The sequence below is a fragment of the Paenibacillus sp. RRE4 genome, from assembly GCF_031844205.1.
Classification (GTDB): Bacteria; Bacillota; Bacilli; order Paenibacillales; family Paenibacillaceae; genus Paenibacillus; species Paenibacillus xylanexedens_B.
On record NZ_JAUZUT010000012.1, the window covers coordinates 15,339 to 36,752 of the forward strand.

14 protein-coding genes are annotated in these 21,414 nt (G+C 47.4%); 8 read left to right on the plus strand and 6 right to left on the minus strand.

Annotated elements, in window-relative coordinates:
* Nucleotides 1-8: 8 nt before the first annotated feature.
* A complete protein-coding gene (locus Q9R46_RS25905; protein WP_186331743.1) occupies nt 9-557 on the minus strand; it encodes an acyl-CoA thioesterase in 549 nt (182 codons plus the stop codon).
* A gap of 206 nt (nt 558-763) precedes the next feature.
* A complete protein-coding gene (locus Q9R46_RS25910) occupies nt 764-1,387 on the minus strand; it encodes an acetate uptake transporter (RefSeq protein ID WP_090921519.1) in 624 nt (207 codons plus the stop codon).
* 474 nt (nt 1,388-1,861) lie between these two features.
* Here Q9R46_RS25910 and Q9R46_RS25915 point away from each other — a divergent pair, with 474 nt between their 5' ends.
* Nucleotides 1,862-7,066 (plus strand): rhamnogalacturonan lyase family protein, encoded by a 5,205-nt coding sequence (locus tag Q9R46_RS25915; protein ID WP_311282311.1) that lies wholly within the window; start codon nt 1,862-1,864, stop codon nt 7,064-7,066.
* 424 nt (nt 7,067-7,490) lie between these two features.
* Nucleotides 7,491-7,667 (plus strand): aspartyl-phosphate phosphatase Spo0E family protein, encoded by a 177-nt coding sequence (locus Q9R46_RS25920; RefSeq protein WP_145333692.1) that lies wholly within the window; start codon nt 7,491-7,493, stop codon nt 7,665-7,667.
* A 215-nt stretch (nt 7,668-7,882) separates the two neighbouring features.
* Here the strand turns inward: Q9R46_RS25920 and Q9R46_RS25925 are convergent, their stop codons facing one another.
* Nucleotides 7,883-8,812, minus strand: coding sequence for a response regulator (locus Q9R46_RS25925; RefSeq protein WP_311282312.1), 930 nt, complete (start codon nt 8,810-8,812; stop codon nt 7,883-7,885).
* Between the two features lie 431 nt (nt 8,813-9,243).
* Between Q9R46_RS25925 and Q9R46_RS25930 the strand changes: the two genes are divergently transcribed.
* Nucleotides 9,244-10,668, plus strand: coding sequence for an alanine/glycine:cation symporter family protein (locus Q9R46_RS25930; RefSeq protein ID WP_311282313.1), 1,425 nt, complete (start codon nt 9,244-9,246; stop codon nt 10,666-10,668).
* Nucleotides 10,669-10,827: 159 nt separating this feature from the next.
* On the opposite strand, the gene Q9R46_RS25935 is transcribed toward Q9R46_RS25930, so the two are convergent.
* Nucleotides 10,828-11,667, minus strand: coding sequence for a methyl-accepting chemotaxis protein (locus Q9R46_RS25935; protein ID WP_397386423.1), 840 nt, complete (start codon nt 11,665-11,667; stop codon nt 10,828-10,830).
* A gap of 290 nt (nt 11,668-11,957) precedes the next feature.
* On the opposite strand from Q9R46_RS25935, the gene Q9R46_RS25940 reads away from it, so the two are divergent.
* Nucleotides 11,958-12,650: a Crp/Fnr family transcriptional regulator gene (locus tag Q9R46_RS25940; protein WP_311282315.1), complete on the plus strand. Its 693-nt coding sequence runs from the start codon at nt 11,958-11,960 to the stop codon at nt 12,648-12,650.
* 94 nt (nt 12,651-12,744) lie between these two features.
* Here the strand turns inward: Q9R46_RS25940 and pepT are convergent, their stop codons facing one another.
* Entirely contained in the window at nt 12,745-13,983 is a 1,239-nt protein-coding gene (gene pepT / locus Q9R46_RS25945; protein WP_311282316.1) for a peptidase T, read from the minus strand.
* A gap of 435 nt (nt 13,984-14,418) precedes the next feature.
* Between pepT and Q9R46_RS25950 the strand changes: the two genes are divergently transcribed.
* Together Q9R46_RS25950 and Q9R46_RS25955 are read left to right on the plus strand one after the other, a co-directional pair.
* Entirely contained in the window at nt 14,419-14,604 is a 186-nt protein-coding gene (locus tag Q9R46_RS25950; RefSeq protein WP_145333688.1) for a 2-hydroxymuconate tautomerase, read from the plus strand.
* A gap of 541 nt (nt 14,605-15,145) precedes the next feature.
* Nucleotides 15,146-16,180, plus strand: coding sequence for an NADH:flavin oxidoreductase/NADH oxidase (locus Q9R46_RS25955; protein ID WP_311282317.1), 1,035 nt, complete (start codon nt 15,146-15,148; stop codon nt 16,178-16,180).
* A 298-nt stretch (nt 16,181-16,478) separates the two neighbouring features.
* On the opposite strand, the gene Q9R46_RS25960 is transcribed toward Q9R46_RS25955, so the two are convergent.
* Nucleotides 16,479-17,246, minus strand: coding sequence for a class I SAM-dependent methyltransferase (locus Q9R46_RS25960; RefSeq protein WP_311282318.1), 768 nt, complete (start codon nt 17,244-17,246; stop codon nt 16,479-16,481).
* 194 nt (nt 17,247-17,440) lie between these two features.
* Here Q9R46_RS25960 and Q9R46_RS25965 point away from each other — a divergent pair, with 194 nt between their 5' ends.
* A complete protein-coding gene (locus Q9R46_RS25965) occupies nt 17,441-17,860 on the plus strand; it encodes an SRPBCC family protein (RefSeq protein WP_311282319.1) in 420 nt (139 codons plus the stop codon).
* Nucleotides 17,861-18,288: 428 nt separating this feature from the next.
* Nucleotides 18,289-21,402, plus strand: a complete 3,114-nt coding sequence (locus Q9R46_RS25970) for a hybrid sensor histidine kinase/response regulator (RefSeq protein WP_311282320.1) — start codon at nt 18,289-18,291, stop codon at nt 21,400-21,402.
* The last annotated feature ends 12 nt before the right edge of the window (nt 21,403-21,414 follow it).

Consider the following 21,414-nt stretch of genomic DNA (forward strand, 5'->3'; position numbering starts at 1 on the left):
TTTTGTGCTTATTCCCAAGGATACGTTACGGTCAGGAAGTCGGCGAACTTTTTGCTCTCTTCCCGCCGTTGTTTCCGCATGGCTGCGCGGTCAGGTGCAGTCTCGTACAGCTTTTTCTCTTCCTCAGTCTCCGGAATAATACGGGGCACGATCAGTTTGCGGTTATTCTCATCCAAGGCTACAAAGGTCAGGAAAGCCGTCGCCGCAATTTTTTTCTCCCCCGTCTTCAGATCCTCACGAATAACCTTCACGAAAATTTCCATGGAACTGCGACCGGTCCACGTAGCGAACGATTCAAGTGTTACGGAGTCCGTAGGATTAATCGGGTACAGAAAATCGACTGAGTCGGTTGATGCAGTAACGGTATTTACCCGGCACAACTTGGAAGCAGCAATGGAGGCGATATCGTCAATGTAGGACATCAGCTTGCCGCCAAACAAGGTGTTATGATTGTTGACATCTGTCGGGAATACCCGTGCCGTTTTGAAGCAACGCGTTTCGCGTACATACTTTCTCTCCGTTTGATCCATCTCCGTCGGTTTCGGTATCTCTCTCATGTTTCTTCCTCCTTACAGTATGGCTGCGATGATGTTTATTTCTAAGTGCAGCATTTCTCGAAGCTACTTCTTGGGTTCGGATGGTTTTCTCCTTAGTATAGGTGTCGGTCAGGATCATATTCAATTGTAGAGGTACGAGACGAGGGAATACGAAAAAACCGCCAGGCGCGGACCGGCGCGCAGGCGGTGAAATTTCAATCCGTATATTAAGCCTTAGGTCTGAAAATACCGGACGGTTTGCCGATCGGCAGGAAAGTATAACCGAAGTGAGCATTCAGAACCGAAGCACCTGTACCATACAGTGACACAATGCCAATCGCCATCTCAGCGTATGCAGCAATCGTATGGAAGATATGTGGTGCTACGCCGAAAGCGTCAAAGGTCAGACCAAGGAACAAGAAATCGATCAGAATGAAAATGATAAGCAACACTTTGTTGGCTTCAACAGCGCCAATCGTCATGAACAAGGTGAAGATCAGGTATCCGGCAAAAGCGAATCCAAGCTGTTTGCCATCAGTCTGCTCAGCGAGTGTAGAGCCGAACACACCCATTTTAATCATCCAGTTGGCACCCATGGCGAACCAGAAGAAGGCATAAGCACCGAAAGCAGTGGTGCCGAAAGTGTTATTGCGTTTGGAATCCTGAATACATGCGAATAGTTGGGCGAAAGCACCCAGGAAGATCGCCCACGGAATAGCGTAGCTAAGTCCGTCGGTAATGCCGAGTTTTTGGGAAGAAGCGACAAGGGTTACAATCGCAAGCCCAAATAATCCCATCGCGCTGGGATCGGCGTTTATGATTTTGACTTTAGTCTGTGACTCGGTTTGCATGGTGTTGATAAGCCTCCAATTAATATCAAATCTGAATCCTAGGCCTGCGTAGGCCATTCTCGAAACGGCATGTTGGCATCCGCCGGACCCGGACACACATATCGCCCTATTGTAACCGAATGACCCGGTTATGGAAAGGGATATTATTACCTGAAACATCGGAAAACGGTTGCTTATGTGACAGTCAGTTAAATCGTGGGATAATATATCGGGTTTTTGGTGAAAAAGGACGGAAAATTACATGTTATTTCCAGGACATTAACGTTAGTATCGAGGGGAAATCAAATCTGCAGTTCGGTATGAGCCTGGAAGCGGCGGCATTAACTGCGGTGGGAAAGGGGAGGTGGAAGTGGAGTCAGAGGGACAGGGAGAGTCGTAAGAAGCGTAGGTGGGTTATAAAGCAACAAAATGCAAGCGCTTACTTTATTTAATTCAGCAGAAGGGCATGTTGAAGAAACGAAAGGGTGGGTGTAGATGATCGCAAAACAGACACGGCAACTCGGTTTAATTGTGCTGATATTCATATTTACGATTTCCAGTTTGGGATGGGGTGCATTCTATGGTACGACAGCAGTAAGTGCGGCAGAACTGGATGCAGCTGTTGATGCTGGGGAAACAACCGTTTATCGATACGATTTTGGATCAGGAGCCGTGGCGGAGGGGTATACGGGTGTGGGAGAGGAAACCGTTTATACGACGGAACGAGGATATGGTTTTGCGGATGCATCCAAGGTGACGGTGCGGGATCGTGGGACGAGTGATCCGATCAAGTCTGATTTTGCAACGTTTGCTACAGGTGCACAATTCAATGTGGATCTGCCGAACGGTGACTATACGGTCTCGCTTGTTGCCGGGGATGCTGCAGGATCTACTGAAATTGCCATCGATGTAGAAAGCATGAACAAGGTGCAGCTGAACAGCAAAGCGGCAGGCGAGTATCTGGAGATGAACTTCGACATCGCGTTGGTGGATGGTCAGATGAATCTGGTCTTCTCCGGTGCAGCTGCGAATCTGAATGCATTGGTGATTACCAAGCAAGCGGAACGCGGTGCTGGCATCAAACCTGCTCTGTATCTGGCAGGGGATTCCACGATGCAGACCTACAATCCGTATTGGGAGCCGCAAGCGGGCTGGGGGCAGATGTTCCCTTCCTTTTTTAACGATACCGTGGAGATTAAAAATCATTCCATTGGTGGACGTAGCTCCAAGTCGTTTATTTTTCAAGGGCGGCTGGATGAAATTCTGAGAGTGATCCGTCCAGGAGACTATCTGTTCGTTCAGTTCGGACATAATGATGCGACCATCAGTGTGCCTGACCGCTACGCTTCCCCGGCCGATTACAAAATCTATCTGAAAACCTACATAGACGGTGTGCGGCAACGGGGGGCAACGCCGATTCTGGTAACGCCAATGGGGCGTAGGGACTTCAACGCAAGTACGGGTAAATTCAATGTTTCCTTCCCTGAATATGTTCAGGCAGCCAAAGAAGTAGCGTCCGAAAACAATGTGCTACTGATTGATCTGAGCAAACTCAGCATCGAATATTATGACTCGATTGGGCCCGAGGCTACACTGTCGGTGTTCCTGCATGTTGCACCGGGTATTTATCAGGCGTTCCCTAATGGGGTTGCTGACAATACGCATTTTCAGGAGTACGGTGCCATTCAGATCGCCAGAATGGTTGCTGGTGCGGTGCGTGAACTTGATATTCCACTGGCAGATGCCGTGCGAGATGCTGAAGTGCCTGCCGAGGTTCCGGTGAAGCCCAGCGGTCTGAAAGCTGGGAGCATCAGCAACGCGGGCGCTGTATTGAAATGGACAGCGGATGATACAGCAGATATCTACAAAATCTATCGCAAGCTGTCCTCCGAGCCAGCATCTGCATATACGCTTGCCGGAACAGCAACGGTTCCGACCATGACCTTATCTGGCCTTACCGAAGGCGAAACCTATACGGTGCGTGTGACCGCCGTGAATGGCCGCGGCGAATCCGAGCCTTCGGACGAGGCGAGCTTCACAACGAGGTCGGCAGCATATCGATACGATTTTGGTCCCGTTGGCTCACCAGTCGCGGAAGGGTATAACGAAGTGACTCGGAATACCTTGTACACACCGGAGCGTGGATACGGCCTGACCTCTTCAGCGAATATGGCGGATCGGGACCGTGGCAATGCCACGGATGCACTGCGCCGCGATTTTGTCATATATTTTGGCGGAAACTATGAGTTTAAGGTGGATCTGCCGAATGGCAGCTATTCGGTCAAGGCTTACATTGGGGACTGGATCGGCTCCGCTAGAACCAATATCAATATCGAGGGCAAGGACTACGGAACCGTATCTTCGGGTGCCCAAAATATAGCGGAGAAGGTTATCAACGATGTTCAAGTGCAGGACGGTCAGATGAATCTGGTGTTCAGTGGACAGACCGCGCATCTCAATGGATTGGAGATCACACCGACCTTTATGGCTCCGTCTAAGCTTCAACTTGATGATCTTGATCTGAACAGTGACCCAAGCCGTGCGGTATTGTCGTGGGAGGCAGCTGCAGGAGATGTGCAGTACAAGGTCTATCGGCAATCTGCTGGAGCAACTAAACCGGAATTGCTTGCTACGGTTGATGAACCGGCCTACACAGATAACCAGATCGAACTTGGTATGGACTATGTGTACACGGTAACGGCGGTGGACCAGACAGGGATGGAGTCACTGGCATCCAATGCACTGAACGTATCTACGATTGACCCAAGTGTAACGAAGGCGGAGGTGCCTTCGGGGCTGACGTTACAAGAGGTTAATAAAAACGATGCTTCCTTCACATGGAGCGAAGCTACTGGTGCACGTTTTTACCAAATCTATCGTTCCAAGAACCAGGATGGGCCTTATGAGATGATTGGTCGTACCAAGGAAACTTTGTATAAGGATTCCACCATTCTCAGTACAGTTCCTTATTACTATAAAGTGGCCTCAGTGAACGCAGGCGGCGTATCCGAGCTGTCCAGTGTGCTTGAAACTCCGGTAGCTACAACGCTGAATCGGGCAATGGAGTATTTGGATCGTGCACCGGTTGCGGTGAAAACGGGGCAAGGCAACTACATTGGCTGGCGCATGTTGGGGCTGGATACGGATTCGATTGCTTTCAATCTGTATCGTGATGATGTGAAGCTGAATGCAGATCCTCTGTCGGGAAGCACGAACTATACGGATGCCGAAGGGACGGATAGTTCTAAATACCGTGTTACGATGGTAGAAAATGGAGTAGAGAAGCCGGCGACGAAAGAGTTCGGTGTATGGCAGGAGCAATACCTGTCCGTGCCGCTGCAGAAACCTGCCGATGCGTATACCAAAGACGGGCAACCTTATTCCTACTATGCAGGGGATGCCAGTGTCGGGGATGTCGATGGGGATGGCGAGTACGAAATCGTGCTCATGTGGTCGCCGAATAACGGTAAGGATAATTCCCAGGCCGGGATTACCGGCATTGTATATATGGATGCCTACAAGCTGGACGGAACCCGTCTCTGGCGGATCAATATGGGGCCGAATATTCGGGCAGGGGCACATTACTCACCGTTCCTGGTCTATGATTTTGATGGGGATGGCCGGGCTGAACTGATGATGAAAACCGCAGACGGAACCGTTGACGGACAAGGGAAAGTCATCGGGGATGCGAATGCAGATCATCGTAACAGCTCCGGATATGTGCTGCTGGGTGATGAGTTTCTTACCGTATTTGATGGAGAGACCGGGGCGGCACTGGATACGGTGAAATATGATCCGCCGCGCGGAGATGTTGCTGCATGGGGGGATGGATACGGAAACCGTGTAGACCGCTTCCTTGCCGCGGTTGCCTACCTGGACGGAGAGCATCCGAGTGCAATGTTTAGCCGCGGGTATTACACGCGTACAGTACTTGCTTCTTACAATTTTCAGGATGGTAAGCTCAGTCAGGTATGGCGTTTTGACTCGAACGATGAGGGTTACGGTTCCTATGCAGGTCAGGGGAATCACAACCTGTCCGTAGGTGATGTGGACGGTGACGGCAAAGATGAGATTACATTCGGAGCGATGGCCATTGATGATGACGGTAAGCCACTTTACAACACAAGACTGGGACATGGAGATGCCATGCATCTCAGTGACCTCGATCCAACCCGTCCGGGGATGGAGGTATTCGGGGTACATGAGGATCGAAGCTCGAAATATGGCATGGAGATGAGAGATGCAGCCACAGGTGAAGTGCTTTGGGGTGTGTTCACGGGCATGGACACGGGTCGCGGTATGGCAGCTGATATCGATCCAAACTATCCGGGGGCTGAGGTATGGGCTGCCACGATTACCAATGAACAGCATATTCCGATTACCGGGCTGTATAGTGCCAAGGGGGAATTGATCACCACGAAGATTCCTTCCTCCACAAACTTTGGAATTTGGTGGGACGGCGATCTGTTGCGTGAACTGCAGGATGGTATTCGAATCGACAAGTGGGACTACGAGAACCAAACTACGGTTAATCTGCTGACAGCAACAGGAGCCGCTTCAAACAATGGAACCAAAGCCAATCCAAGCTTACAAGCTGATTTGTTCGGCGACTGGCGTGAGGAAGTGATTTGGCGCAGTCAAGACAGCTCCGAGCTGCGGATCTATACCACGACCGATGAGACCGATGTTCGGCTTCGTACGTTGATGCATGATCCAGTCTATCGTCTTGGCGTAGCATGGCAAAATGTTGCTTATAACCAGCCTCCACACACAAGCTTTTATCTCGGTGCAGGCATGGAACAGCCGAAGGCTCCGAATATTCGCTATGTGGGTGGCCCGCAAGAGCCGGAGGACACCACACCTCCAGTCATTACAGGCTTGCCAGCGGAGCAGATGAGCGAGGATGATGTGCTTCAAGTGAAGGTGAAGGCTGAAGACCCTGAATCGGGTATTACACGTCTGGAGCTGACTTGGGATGGCGAGACTGTGCAGTCAGGGGATGAGATTGCGCTGGCTGGGCTTGTCGGCAAGCATATCTTTACAGCTCGTGCGGAGAATGGTGCGGGACTGATCGCCGAGGCAAGCGTTGAAATAACGGTAGTGGCCGGGGATCAGGCTACTGGTGCTCCCGGAGTGCCTGTTCTGTCAGATAATAACGGTCACGGAAATGGACTTAGTGATGGAACCTACACGGTGAGCATGAACATGTGGTGGGGGAATAACGGTACAGGATATAAGCTGTATGAGAACGGAGAACTGCTGGATAGTCAGAAGTTATCTGCCTCCACCCCTGCAGCGCAGAAGGCATCCACTTCCATTCAAGGCCGGGCCAATGGAACGTATGTATATACGTGTGAGCTAACGAATGCCAAAGGTAAAACGGAATGTCAGCCGCTCACGATAACCGTTCGTAATGCTGAACCATCTCAGCCAGAGTTGTCCCACGACAATTGGGATGGAGATGGCAACTATACAATCACAATGAATATGTGGTGGGGCACGAATGCCACATCATACCGATTGTATGAGAATGGTACTGAGATTGACAACCAGCCGCTGACGCCATCTTCTCCTCATGCGCAGACAGCCAAGGTTGAGATCAAAGATCGTGCCGTTGGTGATTATGAGTATGTAGTGGAATGGGTCAATGATCATGGGAAGACGACAAGTGAAACGATACAAGTGAAAGTTACGAAGTAATATTCCAAATCTAATAACGGATATCCAATGTGTAAATATACGTCAGCATAACAGACAGGACAGCTTCATCCGACATGAATAAGAGGTAACCGGGAGCATCTCTCCATTCTCAGAAGGACACCAACCATGGGGTTCGAGATTGGAGGGGTGCATTTTGGTTTATTTTTATAAAATACACAATTATGACACAAAGCCTTTTCAGGCAGAAAACGCATAAACAGAGGCCGCGTATAGAGTAGGGAGAAAGTGACAAGACGGCGTTACATCTGGTATTTTTCGCCAATCTCTATTAGAATGAAATTAGCCCTTTCAAATTTTGGAGAAGCATACAAAACATCCATGTCTCCTCTGCCATATGTTAATCCAACTATAGATTGACAGGAAACAATACAATGGAACACAAATGAAGGAGGTATCAGGGGCCATGGTTATGAGTTTGGATTTGAAAAACAAAATAGAAAAAGCCAGGCATAACCTTCATAAACTGGTGGAGCATAATAAGGGAAGGCTTGGACATCCCGAAGTCATTCGGCAGTCGATGGCACTGGATGAATTGATTAATGAGTATAATCGAATATCCCGGAATCAGGCGCGAACGTAAGAGTGAACGGAACGGGAATGCAACTATATATCGCAACAATGTATCATGATATGAACTTGTATGGTTTGGGCGAACAGAGTAACACATCAACCCCAATCAAGGAAGGGCATGAAGATCGCCGTCAGGGCTAACCTCGCATCACCGTGAGGCAGTTTTGACGGTCGATCATTCATGCCTGTTTTCGTTGATGGTCAATCAATCATGTCTGTTCTAATTTAATGAAGCATGCGTTTGGCTTCCAAGTACAGCACCTGCACGAATTTTTTCGTATTGATTCGGGTTTGGGACAGCGAGGGCTCCACGTTGTTTTGCAGTTCGAGCATTTTTTTGCGAATCTCGGTAAAATCAAAAAATTTGGAAGCATAGTTCTCAAATTTCGGATGGGTATAGTCTGTCAATCCAAGAGACACCACATGACTCAGTGTCTGAAAAATGGCTCTGCGCACCCGCTGTTCCGCTGCTTTGACCTCTTTGGTAATGTCTGCAGCTGAGGCAGTCTCTCCTAGTTTGCGTTGAGCTACTTGCTGGAAGATGTCTTTGAGCGAAGGGAATGTGTAAGGTGATAGCTTATGTTCCTCTGTCTCTAGTTGTTCAAGATATTCCAGCATGTCCAGTAGATCTCGGCTGCCCGCCTCCCCGATCATGCCCATCTCGGACAACAGAAAATGACCTGTGGTAGTAATGGTTTTGTCCGGAGCCTGCGCCTGTTTGCGCCCACCTGTCTGTAAACCCGTCAGCCCTTGCAGTGTACGCTGGATATCAGCAATAGACTGCTGCATACGCAATCTCTCTTCCACAAGGCGAAGCACGGATAGAATCTCCAGCCGGTTAATCGGTTTCGTAATATAATACTCAATACCTAAGGAGTAAGCTTCTCCAATCATGTTTTTGGACTCAATCTGGGAGATCATCACAATCTTGCCTTTGAACTTTCCTTCAAGCGCACGTACGGTCTGTATCCCATCCTGATGCGGCATCAGCAGATCGATCAGCAGGACATCCACCTTATGCAGCTCCAGCAATTCGGCATGAATATGGGCTCCATCCTCGGCTTCCCCGGCAATGTCACCCAATCCTTCATCTTCAATAATGTCCATTAGCATGGAACGCACGCTTGGATCATCGTCCACGATAAAATAACGCAAATCTCTCACGTCCTTTCCAATTCATCACGGTATATCCCTAAAAAAGCTCTATTTAAACGGCGGTTTGTCTCGCCATAAAATCCTGTTTTATTTACCTCATGCTTATCACCATATCCTCAGAGGCCTCTCCTATCATACTTCCCAAACGCAAACTTGCATAGAAGCTCACATGTAAGGTTAGATGACAATGACTGGATGAGAGAGGCGCATTTTCAAAAAAAATGTCCAGAAATCATGTAGGTATTTGTCTATTTCGGTAGATGCACTTGTAGTATAAGTAACATGCATCAGTCTGAGCCTGTTGTCATGTAAAATGTTGCAAATTTTCAGTTGTTTCAAGCATAGCACCCGGTCAGTCATGACGAAGTCCTGGGATAAGAAACGAATGCAGTAGTCTTTTTTTATAATACATCATAATAAGGGGCGTATCGATGGAGCAAACAATACAAGATGTTGTCGTTATTTTCAATGATTTTCTCTGGTCTAAACTGTTAATCATTCTGCTGGTCGTCTGCGGAGTCTATTTCACAACGAAAACGAGGTTCATGCAATTCCGTATGATCGGTGATATGGTCAAGGTGCTCAGAGAGCCAAAGAGCAAGGAGCCGGGGAAAATTTCCCCATTTCAAGCCTTTTGTATCAGTATGGCCGCACGCGTGGGTACGGGAAACATTACAGGAATCGCACTTGCCATAGCTTTAGGGGGACCTGGTGCTGTTTTCTGGATGTGGGTTATTGCAATTATTGGGTCGGCTTCGAGTTTCGTCGAGAGCACATTGGCTCAGATCTACAAAGTTAAAGACAAAGGCGGATTCCGCGGGGGACCAGCTTACTATATGGAACGTGGGCTTGGAAAACGATGGATGGGGGTTCTTTTTGCTATCCTGATTACCCTTTCGTTCGGCTTGGTCTTTAACGCTGTACAGTCCAACACCATCACAGTGGCATTCCAAAACTCCTTTGGAACAGACCGTTTAACGGTTGGCATTATTATGGCAGTTGTTTTTGCAGGTATCATTATGGGCGGGGTTAAACGGATCGCGAAAGCATCAGAATATATCGTGGTTGTGCTCGCCGTGTTGTATATTGGGGTGGCTGTATTTATCGTGCTCGCAAACATCACAGAACTTCCAGCAATGATTGCGTTGATTGTGAAAAATGCCTTCGGCATCGAACAGGTCGCTGGCGGGACACTGGGTGCTGCGCTGATGAATGGTGTTAAACGTGGACTATTCTCGAATGAAGCCGGCATGGGTAGTGCGCCAAATGCTGCGGCAACGGCAGATACCTCTCATCCGGTCAAACAAGGCCTGATCCAGGCGTTTGGCGTTCTGACAGATACACTGGTTATTTGTACAAGTACGGCTATGATTATTTTATTATCCGGGGTATACCAGGGTTCAGATCTGGGTGGTATTGAGCTGACTCAAGCTGCGCTCAGTGTACACATCGGTTCGTGGGCTTCAGGCTTCCTGGCGGTGATGGTATTCCTGTTTGCCTTCAGTACGTTGATTGGTAATTACTATTACGGCGAAACAAACATTGAATTCATAAAGTCTAACAAAGTCTGGCTCTGGGTTTATCGCGTTGCTGTCATTAGCATGGTGGTATTTGGTGCGGTGGCGAAGGTGCAACTGGTATGGGATTTGGCAGACCTGTTCATGGGTCTGATGGTTGTAGTTAACTTGATTGCCATCCTGATGCTGTCTAAAGTCACTTTTGAAGCGTTAAAAGATTATAAGCGGCAGAAGGCTGAGGGACGTGATCCTGTCTTCACCCGTGATCTGATTCATATTCCGGGCGAGATTGAATGCTGGGGGTCAGAAAAGGAAGTAACAGGTGCAAAAAAGGTTTAATAAACCAACGAATAAGCTTGTCATAACACCATAAAACAGGACTTGGACTACCATGATGGCATTCCAAGTCCTGTTTATTACATAATTTACATCATTAAATCGATCAGTATAGTGCATCTGATGGATCGTTCGAGTAGGAGTTGTTCTTGTTTCCTTATATTACTTCTCTACGGAGTAGCTGATCAATTGTTCGGAAAGAGCTTTCATGCGTGCACCTGTATCATTCAGCTTCTCAATAACATCGGTGAAGGATGCAACCAGATTTGCCTGTTCCTGCGAGGAAGCAGCGATCTGGGATACTTCAACCTCCATCTGCTGAATCACTTGTTGTACGTCTTTCAAACTGGCATCAATATCGGTCGTTGCTTGTTTCGCATCAACAGAAAGTTTACGTACTTCGGATGCCACGACACCAAACCCGGCACCGGCTTCACCTACACGGGCAGCCTCGATTGCGGCATTCAGGCCGAGCAGGTTGGTTTGTTCAGAAATCTCACGAATGAAGCCAGCAACCTTGTTAATCTGGGATGAGTTCTGGACAGCCAGTCTGGTGTTCTCCAAAATCTGTTCACTGGTAGCCTGCAATTCTTCGGCATGAGCGGCTACATGCTGCACCATGTCAACCAGGTTTGCATTGATGTCTTGATTTTCCTGAATGATGTCTTCCAGTTGATTCTGATTGGACTGGTCATAGGATACACAGAATACAGCCACAACGTTATTATTATCATCAAAGATAGGGACGTTCAGCGTATCCAGCTCTACTCCAAACACTTCTTTAGGCAATGTAGAGAGTGTAGCTTCCCGACCGTTTTTCAATACAGCATAGTTCTGATAGGAATCGATAAGTTTCATGCCTTTTTCAAATCCAAGATTGAATTTCTCCGTCATAATCACATCTAATACTTTCTCGTGGTCATACACGGTCAAGCTGGCTGGCTCTCGGAGGATCAGACTAATATAAGGCAAGGCTTTTAACAATGCATCAACAATGTTTATGTTACTCATGGAATTAAATCATCCTCTCAATATTTAAATGTGAAGTAAATTGGAAAATTTGCAGAACCTCTATTGTTCATCGGACAAAAATCGGATATCCTGAATGCCTGATTACATGAAAATCAAACTATTTTCCAAATGATATTCAAACTTTTTCCCATGTGGTGCGTTTTCTTGGATATTAGTTCTAGTTGTAACTGTTTTTATGCCAATTGATGGATGAGTTTTCAATTGAAATATAGGACATGTGTCCATTTTGTATAGCAAGATCACATTGGAGGTGGGGCTGGATGAAGGAAGTGTTGAACTTTGAGCTTATGCGGCAACTGGTTCGGGAGCATGGACTGGATCAGGTGTTGGACGAAACATTGCTTGGCGAGCTACGTCTTCTGGAGGCGGAGAAGGGCGAGGTTATTTGTGAAAAAGGAGAACGTCCTGAACGTTTATATTTTCTCGTTGAAGGTAAGCTGAAAATCTTCACAACACTGCCGAATGGCAAGTCGCTGTTGCTGAGATTCAGTACACCACTCGCCCTTGTGGGTGACTTGGAGCTGGTGAACGGGAAAGAAGCGAACAATATCGTGCAGTCTGTGAATCGCTGTTTGTTACTCGCTATCAGCTACCGTGTCATTCAGAACACGTATGCCGAGAATCCGAAATTCCTTTATTTTATGCTGAGTCAGGTGACACACAAGCTGTACACGTTCTCGAATCTGTCGAGTTTGAACATGTTGTATCCCGTGGAAAGCCGATTTGCCAGCTATATGTTATCTACGGCTGATCAGGATACAGCTGCATCAGAGGAGATTCAGACATCCAAATTAACGGAACTTGCTGATCTGCTCGGTACCAGCTACAGGCACCTCAATCGGGTCATTCAGGACTTGTGCAGACGGGATATTATTCGCAAAGTAAGACGAAAGATTATCATTCAGAACGTGGAGGAACTGCGAGAGATTGCAGGAGGTAATGTGTACGAGTGAAGTGATACTAAAAAGAGCACCCCCTCAATGAAGAAGGTGCTCTTTTGCGTTCTGTCTATTCTGTATAAATCAACCTTGATCCCGTCTGCTTCGATCAGACATTCCCATGTTGTTCAAATAATTGTACAATCTCCACAATAACCTGTGTGGCCTTGACCATATTATCTACCGATACATATTCGAACTTGCCATGATAATTTTCCCCGCCCGTGAAAATATTCGGTGTTGGCATGCCCATGTAGGAGAGCTGGGAGCCGTCTGTTCCTCCTCGAATAGGGCGAATGATAGGCTCGATACCCAGTTTTGTCATGGCTTCGTGCGCGATATCGACGATCTGGCGAACCGGCTCAATCTTTTCACGCATATTGTAGTACTGGTCGTTCATCTCTACCGTAACACTTTTATCTCCATACTTCGCTTTCAGTTCGCCCGCAATGTTTAACAAGTTGGTTTTGCGTGCTTCAAACTTCTCCCGATCAAAATCGCGAATAATGTAGTGCATCTTCGTCAGCTCTACATCACCTTCCATCGCCAGCAGATGGTAGAAGCCTTCGTAGCCTTCGGTGGATTCAGGTGCTTCCTCTACAGGTAGCTTGCTGTTTAATTCCATCGCAATTTTCAGTGAATTCACCATTTTGCCTTTTGCTGTGCCGGGATGCACATTAGTACCGCGTACCGTAATCTTGGCCCCTGCTGCGTTAAAACTCTCATACTCCAGTTCCCCCAGCGGCCCGCCGTCCACGGTATACGCATATTTGGCGCCAAAAGCAGCCACATCGAACTTATGCGGCCCACGACCGATCTCTTCATCGGGAGTAAAAGCAACCCGAATCTTGCCGTGTTTCACTTCCGGATGCTCGACCAGGTAAGCCATCGCCGTCATGATCTCGGCAATCCCTGCTTTATTATCTGCACCGAGCAACGTTGTGCCATCGGTCGTAATCAGCGTATGTCCTTTGTACTCATGGAGTTCAGGGAAGTCCTTGGTGGACAAAATAACGTCCAGCTCCCGATTCAGCATGAGATCAGAGCCATCATAGTTCTCGACAACCTGTGGTTTTACATTTTTCCCGGTAAAGTCGGTAGCTGTGTCTAGATGAGCGAGGAACCCAATGACAGGCACATCCTTGTCCGTATTGGACGGAAGGGTAGCCATCACGTAGCCATTCTCATCCATCGTGACTTCTTGCAGTCCAATGGACGTACATTCTTCGACAAGCAGTTTGCCCAACGCCAGTTGTCCGGGCGTGGATGGGCAGGTGTCGCTATTTTCATCGGATTGGGTATCCATCTGTACGTATGCACTGAGTCTCTTAATTAATATATCTTTCAAGTGAAGTCGCTCCTTTATGGGTAATATATAGGTTGAATGCAAGGTGCCAGGCTGTAAATGTGTACATGTGGCTGACCACCCTCGTCATGAAGCAGTGCACTTCGTGCTGGCAGCTGCACGTATTTCCATCTGATCTCCATCTGATCGCGTCACTTCCGGAATCTGACACTCCAGAATGTCTTTGCCCTTCGCGGGATGGTGATATCCTCTTGAGCCTTTCAAAATGGAATCCTATTGGTAGGATATCCCTTTTGTTTGGTTTGTAACGATATCATACCATGTTTTGACCTGATTTCGAGAAGGGTATTCTGCTGATGGGATGGATTGGGGATATGAAGCTGAGGCAACTGCCTGTGGATGGGCACCAAAAAGTGCGTACTTGAATTTTTGAACCTCAGGTTCATAATAGCTATGAAGAAAGGATGTGTTTAGATCATGCCGTTTATTACAGTGAAGATGCTGGAAGGCAAAACGAAGGAGCAGAAGCGCCAGTTGATCGAACGAATGACCGAGGTTGCTTGCGATACGCTGGGTGTGGAAGCAAGTAAGGTTTTTATTTTCATAGAGGATTTGGAGAAAGATAACTACGGCAAAAACGGGAAAATGTTCTCCGATCTGTAACCAAACTGATCAAGTCAAGGAGATGCAATGCTAATCGCAATGCAAAGTGAAACGGAAATAATCGAAATTAAAGGATAGATTAGTGAACAAACAAGATATATGCATGCAAGCACTCGTTTGAGGTGTGAATGAGTCTGCGTGAATAGCGTGAATAAGTGCGGTGAACGTTGTTAGATAATGTTAATAAGTAAACCGGTGCATAAAAGATGTGATTAATGCGAATGTGTGAGTGATGTCGCATGTCGCGCACGCTAACGATCAGGAGAAGCCTTATTTAGGCGAATTTAGCCATTCCAATTTTCTAACGATCATCAGAGACGTTATTTGCTTCATTTGCTTCAATGGAGCCTGTTTTTCAGTTTTTTTGATGAAATAAGCTTACTGGTGATCGTTAGAATTCTGAGAGCCCCTTTTAGGCCGAAATAAGGTCCGTGGTGATCGTTAGAGCAGAAACTAGGCTGGTGCATGATCACAAAGCTGATGACATATTCACAATGCTGAGCCTACAAATATAGACCATGGATAGGAGTTGTACCCAACAATGACAGAGCAATTATTCTCACCTTATCAATTCAAAAGCCTAGAGTTACAGAACCGTGTCGTTATGGCACCGATGTGCCAATATTCGGTTACGGCTAAGGATGGCATCCCGAATGATTGGCATCAGGTTCACTATGTGAGCCGTGCTGTGGGTGGAACAGGACTCATTATTATTGAAATGACAGACGTTGATCCCGATGGACGGATTACAGACAATGATCTGGGGATTTGGTCAGACGAGCATATCCCTGCCTTCACCAAGCTGGTAGACGCAATGCATGCGTACGGCTCTAAAGTGGCGATCCAGATTGCACATGCAGGACGTAAAGCCGAGGATGCACCCCAGCCTGTGGCTCCATCTGTTGTCACGTTCCCGGGAGAAAAATATAAAGAGCCACGCGCGTTGACTACCGAAGAAGTGGAAGCAATGGTGCAGAAGTTCGCGGATGGGGTGCGTCGTGCGGTTCAAGCGGGTGTGGATGCAATCGAGCTGCATGGTGCACATGGTTATCTGATTCACCAATTCCATTCTCCGCTAATGAATCATCGCGAAGATGTATATGGACAAGATCTGTCTCGATTTGGCGTAGAGGTGATTCGCGCGGTGAAAAAAGAAATGCCTGCTGACATGCCGCTGATTATGCGAATCTCTGCGGTGGAATATGCGGATGGCGGGTATGATCTCGACCATACTATTCAGATTGGTCGTGCCTATCAGGAGGCAGGCGTGGATATGTTCCACATCAGCTCCGGCGGTGAAGGGCCGTCCGGTCAGCGTAAACCTGGGAACTATCCGGGGTATCAGGTTCCTTTTGCCCGCCGTTTCCGTGAGGAGTTGAAGGCACCTGTAATCGCTGTAGGCATGTTGGAAGATGCGGCGCTGGCACAGGCTGTAATCGGAAACGGAGATGCTGATTTGGTTGCCATCGGCAGAGGCATGCTGCGTGACCCGTACTGGGCCAATCATGCTGCTCTTGAACTAGGTGTCAGCAAAGAGCAGGCGGCGATTGCCGAGCAATATTCGCGCGGATATTAAAGGCTCGGGGGCTGACGCCTCCTATCGGGAAGCAGGGAACGGGATACCCATTGCTGGGAAAGTGATCCTGCGGCTTAGCGAACGTCGAGAGCGCTAACGATCAGGAGAAGCCTTATTTAGGCGAATTTAGCTATTCCAATTTTCTAACGATCACCAGAGACGTTATTTGGCTAATTTTGCTCTAATGGATACTGTTTTTCAGGTTTTTGGATAAAATAAGCTCACTGGAGATCGTTAGAATTCGGAAAGCCCCATTTAGGGGCAAATAAGGTTTGTGGTGATCGTTAGAAGTTCGGTTCTATGATCTGCGTCTTGCTTCATATACGAACTTTTGACTGGATTGTGTAGGGGCTTGCCCGGGATTAAAGTCTGCATAGACTTCAATATCTGTGAATCCAATCTTCTCCAGCACAAGACGTAACTCTTCTACGCCATACCATCTTAGGGTGAGCTCCTGCAACTCCGTGTCCACAAGTTTGCCTTCGTGCCACTGTTCGTAGCGAATCAGGCTTGTTTTGTACTGGTGTAGCAGATTGATTTCGGTCGTTCTCGCTTCAACGGTAATCGTGTCACCATCTGGTAAGCGGACAGTTGATGTATCAATGGATGCGGGCTTCGTCACGTCTGGCAAAAAGAGATCAAAGATTAGCCTGCCCCCTGCCTCCAGGTGATCATAGAGATTTTGCAGGATTCGTATAGAAGAACGACGACCCTGAATAAGCATCAGTGAGCCGCTTGGAATAATAATGGCTTCGTAACGATAGGGAAGCTGCACATTTTCGAGATCGGCTACAAATAGCTCAGGCATAAGTAGATTACGTTCGGTGCATCGGGAACGGCAGGACTGAACCATAGCTTCTGAGTAATCGACTCCATCGACTTTCAATCCTGTTTCGAGTAATGGAATAAACATTCGGCCTGACCCTGACATCGCTTCAAGGATGCGTCCGTTGCAATGCTGCAGCAGGTTGCTGTAAAATTCAATATCGCCTCCCAAGGAGTGTCCGATAGGCTTGGTAATATCGTATACCTTGGTGCATAAAGGGCCGTAATAACTGAATGACATTGTATAATACCTCCACGAGTAAGTATGTTAAAACAGAAGTGTGGAAGGTAAATTCTTGCGGAACTATCCCTTCCGGCAACCGTGTTTGGAAATGGATTTTTCAGAGCAGACTATCATAGGGATCACACACCTTATATGTAAGATAAACCCATTATAGGTTGGGTTAGAAAAAAGCGTCAAGGAGGTAACCCTGAATGGAATCATCACCAACGGCATTACCGGATATTAAGGAAGAACTTGTATTGATGGCATCTGTTGAAAAAGTATGGCCTAAGGTCTCGACAGCAGAAGGACTGGGATCATGGTTCATGCCCAGCAATCTGGAGCCCATCGAAGGACATGAATTCATATTGGAAGCGGGACCGTTTGGACAGTCTCCTTGCCAAGTGATTGAAGTTAAGCCGCAGCAAAAACTGGCCTTTCGCTGGGGTAAAGACTGGACGTTGACATTTGAACTCGCGGAACAAGCAGAAGGCACCCATTTTACATTGATTCATAGCGGCTGGGATGCGGATAAACTGACTGAATTCGGACAGGCTCACGCAGTGATCCGCGAACGCATGGCTCAAGGTTGGGCCGGACTTGTCCAGAAGTTGGCCGAGGCCGTCAAGTAAAGCTTAAAACGCGGCCTTATATGATGAAATTGATGATCTGCATTGTGCAGCTAAATAAGAAGATTGTGAACCAATGCTTGGCTCTTATCTCGGACGAAGATAGGAAGCCATGAATGGATGACAGGCTATCGTTAGATTAACAGAGAACGTTATGATAGGTAGGTGTAATTCCCTGCTGGATTTACCCTGCGAACATTACTTGAGCCCCGGCTTCTCCCTGGTTTCCATCTGGCGAGAATAGTTCGGGGCTTTTTGGCCTGCTACCCTACCATAAGAAAGCCTCAAAAGTATTTTTTTTGCTATGAAATGAGCTAAAACTGTTCATGAACTATTTCCGTGAGCACCGGAAACGTGTAACATGGATCTATAGGAATAAATCGACAAAAAGTGATATCTGTCGCTGTAATGAGGGTGGAAGGAATACATAGATGAGAAAACACTGGATCATGTTGACGCTAAGTTTCATTTGTGTTGTTCTGCTTCCACTGGGCTGGATCGCCCAGGTATGGATCAGTGAACGGGACAATCCTCAGGTTATAAAGGGGCGTATAGATCTACGTCAATGGGATTTCAGCCAAGAAGGTGTCGCACCGCTAAATGGCATCTGGGACTACTATCCTGACAAGCTGCTCGGTCCGGAAGATTTTGAAGCGGATATGTCAGGCCGCAGACCATTGTCCGCTCCTATGGATGTTCCCGTTCCTTCGAAATGGAATGCTGCACTTGGAAAAGGACAAGGTTATGGAACATACCATTTGCAAGTGAAACTCACCCCTAGCCACTTACAAAAACGTTATGGGATTCATACACAGAATATACGCATGTCACATCGCATTTTTATTAATGGAAATCTCATAGGGGGGATGGGATCTCCTGGGGTAACCAAAGATTCAGACCGTCAAAAGAATCTACCCTTTACAGGCTTTACTTCCATAGAGGGAGATACAGCTGACATTATTATTCAGGTATCCAATTATAGCTATGCCTCTGGAGGTATAGTTGCATCTGTTTTATTCGGGGATGAGGCTAGTATTTTCCGAAGGCAGCAGTTGGACGGACTTAAGGATCTAATGACCTTGTTTGGATTTATTCTGCCCGCTGTTTTTTTTCTTGTATTGTTCAGGCTGCGTCGAAGTGAGAAAGAGCTTCAATTTCTAGGGCTTTTCAGCCTCTGGGGTGCATTGTATGCACTCACGCATGGAGAGAAGTTGCTGGCCACATTTATACCTTTACTGACGCACGATGCGATGCTTCGGCTTCAACTTCTCAGCGGAGCATTCTCGTATTACTTTTTGCTTCGATATCTGGCTGCACTAGTACCGGGGGCCGTCCATGGTTGGTTTGTGCGTTTGGGCTCGATTCTGCTTGTTGCTCAGTCTCTGATAGGTCTTACTTTTCCTACCACACTATTCTCGGCCTTTGAAGCACCGATGCTTCTTATTTCGTTCTCAGTGTTAATCTATGCTATACGAACCATGATCTTTTGGTCGCGTAAGAGGACAAACGATAGCCACTTTGCACTGGTCGGGCTAATGAGTATTATCATGGTTGTTGTGTTGTTCACGATCGGGGCATTTGTGGCGATTGACACCGCCTTTCTCGCATTGCTTGAACTTCTGTTATTTGTTCTGATTCAGATGTTTGTTACCGCTATTCGTTTTGCACAGTCATTCCTTGAAGTGGAAGCTTTGTCGGAGCGTTTGCTGGTGATTGACAGCCTCAAGGATGAATTCATGGCCAATACGTCGCATGAGCTGAGGACACCGCTACATGGCATTATTAACATTGCGGAGTCTATGCTGGAAGGAGCGGCAGGAGCTGTTACGCCAAAACAGGCCAAAAATCTGTCCATGATTACCGCTACGGGGAAAAGATTATCCCTGCTAGTCAATGACATTTTGGACTTCTCCAAACTAAAAAACAGTGAAATTGAGTTAAATCGCGTTCCTGTTGATTTGGAGTCGGTCGCTCGAACAGTGGTTGAGGTTTCGGGGTTTACGTTTGATGACAAGCCCATTGTGCTGATTCAGCAATGGCCTGATGCATTACCGCTGGTGGAAGCGGACGAGCATAGGCTACGGCAGATTCTCTATAACCTTCTTGGCAATGCTTACAAGTTTACAGAGCATGGCGTGATACGGCTGTATGCCTCTGTTGAAGGGGACAAGGTCATAGTATCTGTTGCAGATACTGGCGTGGGAATCGCATCCGAAAGGTTGGATGATATTTTCCAATCTTATGAGCAAAGCAATGGAACGATGGAACGGGCTTATGAGGGGACTGGGCTGGGACTCAGTATTACGAAAAAACTCGTTGAGCTGGGTGAAGGAGAAATATGGGTCGAATCAGAACCGGGAGTCGGATCGACGTTTCATTTTACGTTACCCATTGTACAATTACCTTTACTACAAGAACAGATCAGCCCCGTTCCGGCTCGTTATGTGACAACACAAGGGAAAAAGGCGAAGGACTATGTTGCCAGGGATTTGAATGACTCCAGTCCAATGCATGAGCAGGATGGGAATCATGCCGGGGAACCTACGATTCTGATTGTGGATGATGATCCTGTGAATCGGCATGTGCTTCTGAACTTGCTCTCTACGGAGCATTACCGGGTTATTGCAGCGGATAGCGGTTTTAAAGCAATCGAGCTGTATGAGCAACACCCATCCATAGATCTGGTTATTACCGACTGGATGATGCCCAAAATGTCCGGTCCGGAGCTTTGCCGCAAGCTACGGGAGCATCGTTCGTTGTCTGAGTTGCCTATTCTGATGCTGACTGCTCGCGGATTACCTGAGGATATTCGGCATGGTTTCCAGGCAGGGGCAAATGACTTTTTGAGTAAACCGGTCGATGCGGGTGAATTGCGGGCGCGGGTTCGAACGCTGATCGACCTGCGTACCTCCGTACAGGATACGATCCGGGCGGAGATGGCCTTTCTCCAGGCGCAGATCAAACCTCATTTTCTCTACAATGCGCTGAATGTAATTATTGCAACTTGTGCTGTAGATCCCGATAAGGCAACGGACCTGCTTATCGAATTGAGTCATTATTTGCGAGGCAGCTTTGATTTTCAAAATAGGGACCAACTGGTTCCTTTGTACAAAGAGCTTGAATTGGTGGAGTCCTATGTTCATCTCGAACAGGCGAGGTTTGAAGACAGGCTTGTCGTTAAATATGAAGTACAGCCGGATTTAAGATTGTTTTTGCCACCGCTCACCATTCAACCGCTTGTAGAGAATGCGATTCGTCATGGGGTCATGGAGAGGGAAGCAGGTGGTACGGTGCGGCTTCATATTTTCCAGGAAGGTGACGATGTCATCGTTCGTGTACAGGATGATGGGGTGGGGATACCTCCTGAACGTATGGCTCAGGTGAAGTCAGGCCGAACAGAAGGTCCCGGAGGTGTTGGGCTGCAAAACATCAATCGCCGTCTTATGTCGCTCTATGGACAGGGATTGAATATCCAGAGTCATGTGGGAAGCGGTACACAAATTCAATTTCATATTCCGCTGAACCAGGTTAATCATTTTACATGAGACTTTGAGTTC

Excerpts from the sequence above, each read along its gene's own strand:
- Q9R46_RS25905 (WP_186331743.1), bottom strand. The coding sequence starts at position 557 with ATGAGAGAGATACCGAAACCGACGGAGATGGATCAAACGGAGAGAAAG.
- Q9R46_RS25910 (WP_090921519.1), bottom strand. The coding sequence starts at position 1,387 with ATGCAAACCGAGTCACAGACTAAAGTCAAAATCATAAACGCCGATCCC.
- Q9R46_RS25915 (WP_311282311.1), top strand. The coding sequence starts at position 1,862 with ATGATCGCAAAACAGACACGGCAACTCGGTTTAATTGTGCTGATATTC.
- Q9R46_RS25920 (WP_145333692.1), top strand. The coding sequence starts at position 7,491 with ATGGTTATGAGTTTGGATTTGAAAAACAAAATAGAAAAAGCCAGGCAT.
- Q9R46_RS25930 (WP_311282313.1), top strand. The coding sequence starts at position 9,244 with ATGGAGCAAACAATACAAGATGTTGTCGTTATTTTCAATGATTTTCTC.
- Q9R46_RS25940 (WP_311282315.1), top strand. The coding sequence starts at position 11,958 with ATGAAGGAAGTGTTGAACTTTGAGCTTATGCGGCAACTGGTTCGGGAG.
- Q9R46_RS25950 (WP_145333688.1), top strand. The coding sequence starts at position 14,419 with ATGCCGTTTATTACAGTGAAGATGCTGGAAGGCAAAACGAAGGAGCAG.
- Q9R46_RS25955 (WP_311282317.1), top strand. The coding sequence starts at position 15,146 with ATGACAGAGCAATTATTCTCACCTTATCAATTCAAAAGCCTAGAGTTA.
- Q9R46_RS25960 (WP_311282318.1), bottom strand. The coding sequence starts at position 17,246 with ATGTCATTCAGTTATTACGGCCCTTTATGCACCAAGGTATACGATATT.
- Q9R46_RS25965 (WP_311282319.1), top strand. The coding sequence starts at position 17,441 with ATGGAATCATCACCAACGGCATTACCGGATATTAAGGAAGAACTTGTA.
- Q9R46_RS25970 (WP_311282320.1), top strand. The coding sequence starts at position 18,289 with ATGAGAAAACACTGGATCATGTTGACGCTAAGTTTCATTTGTGTTGTT.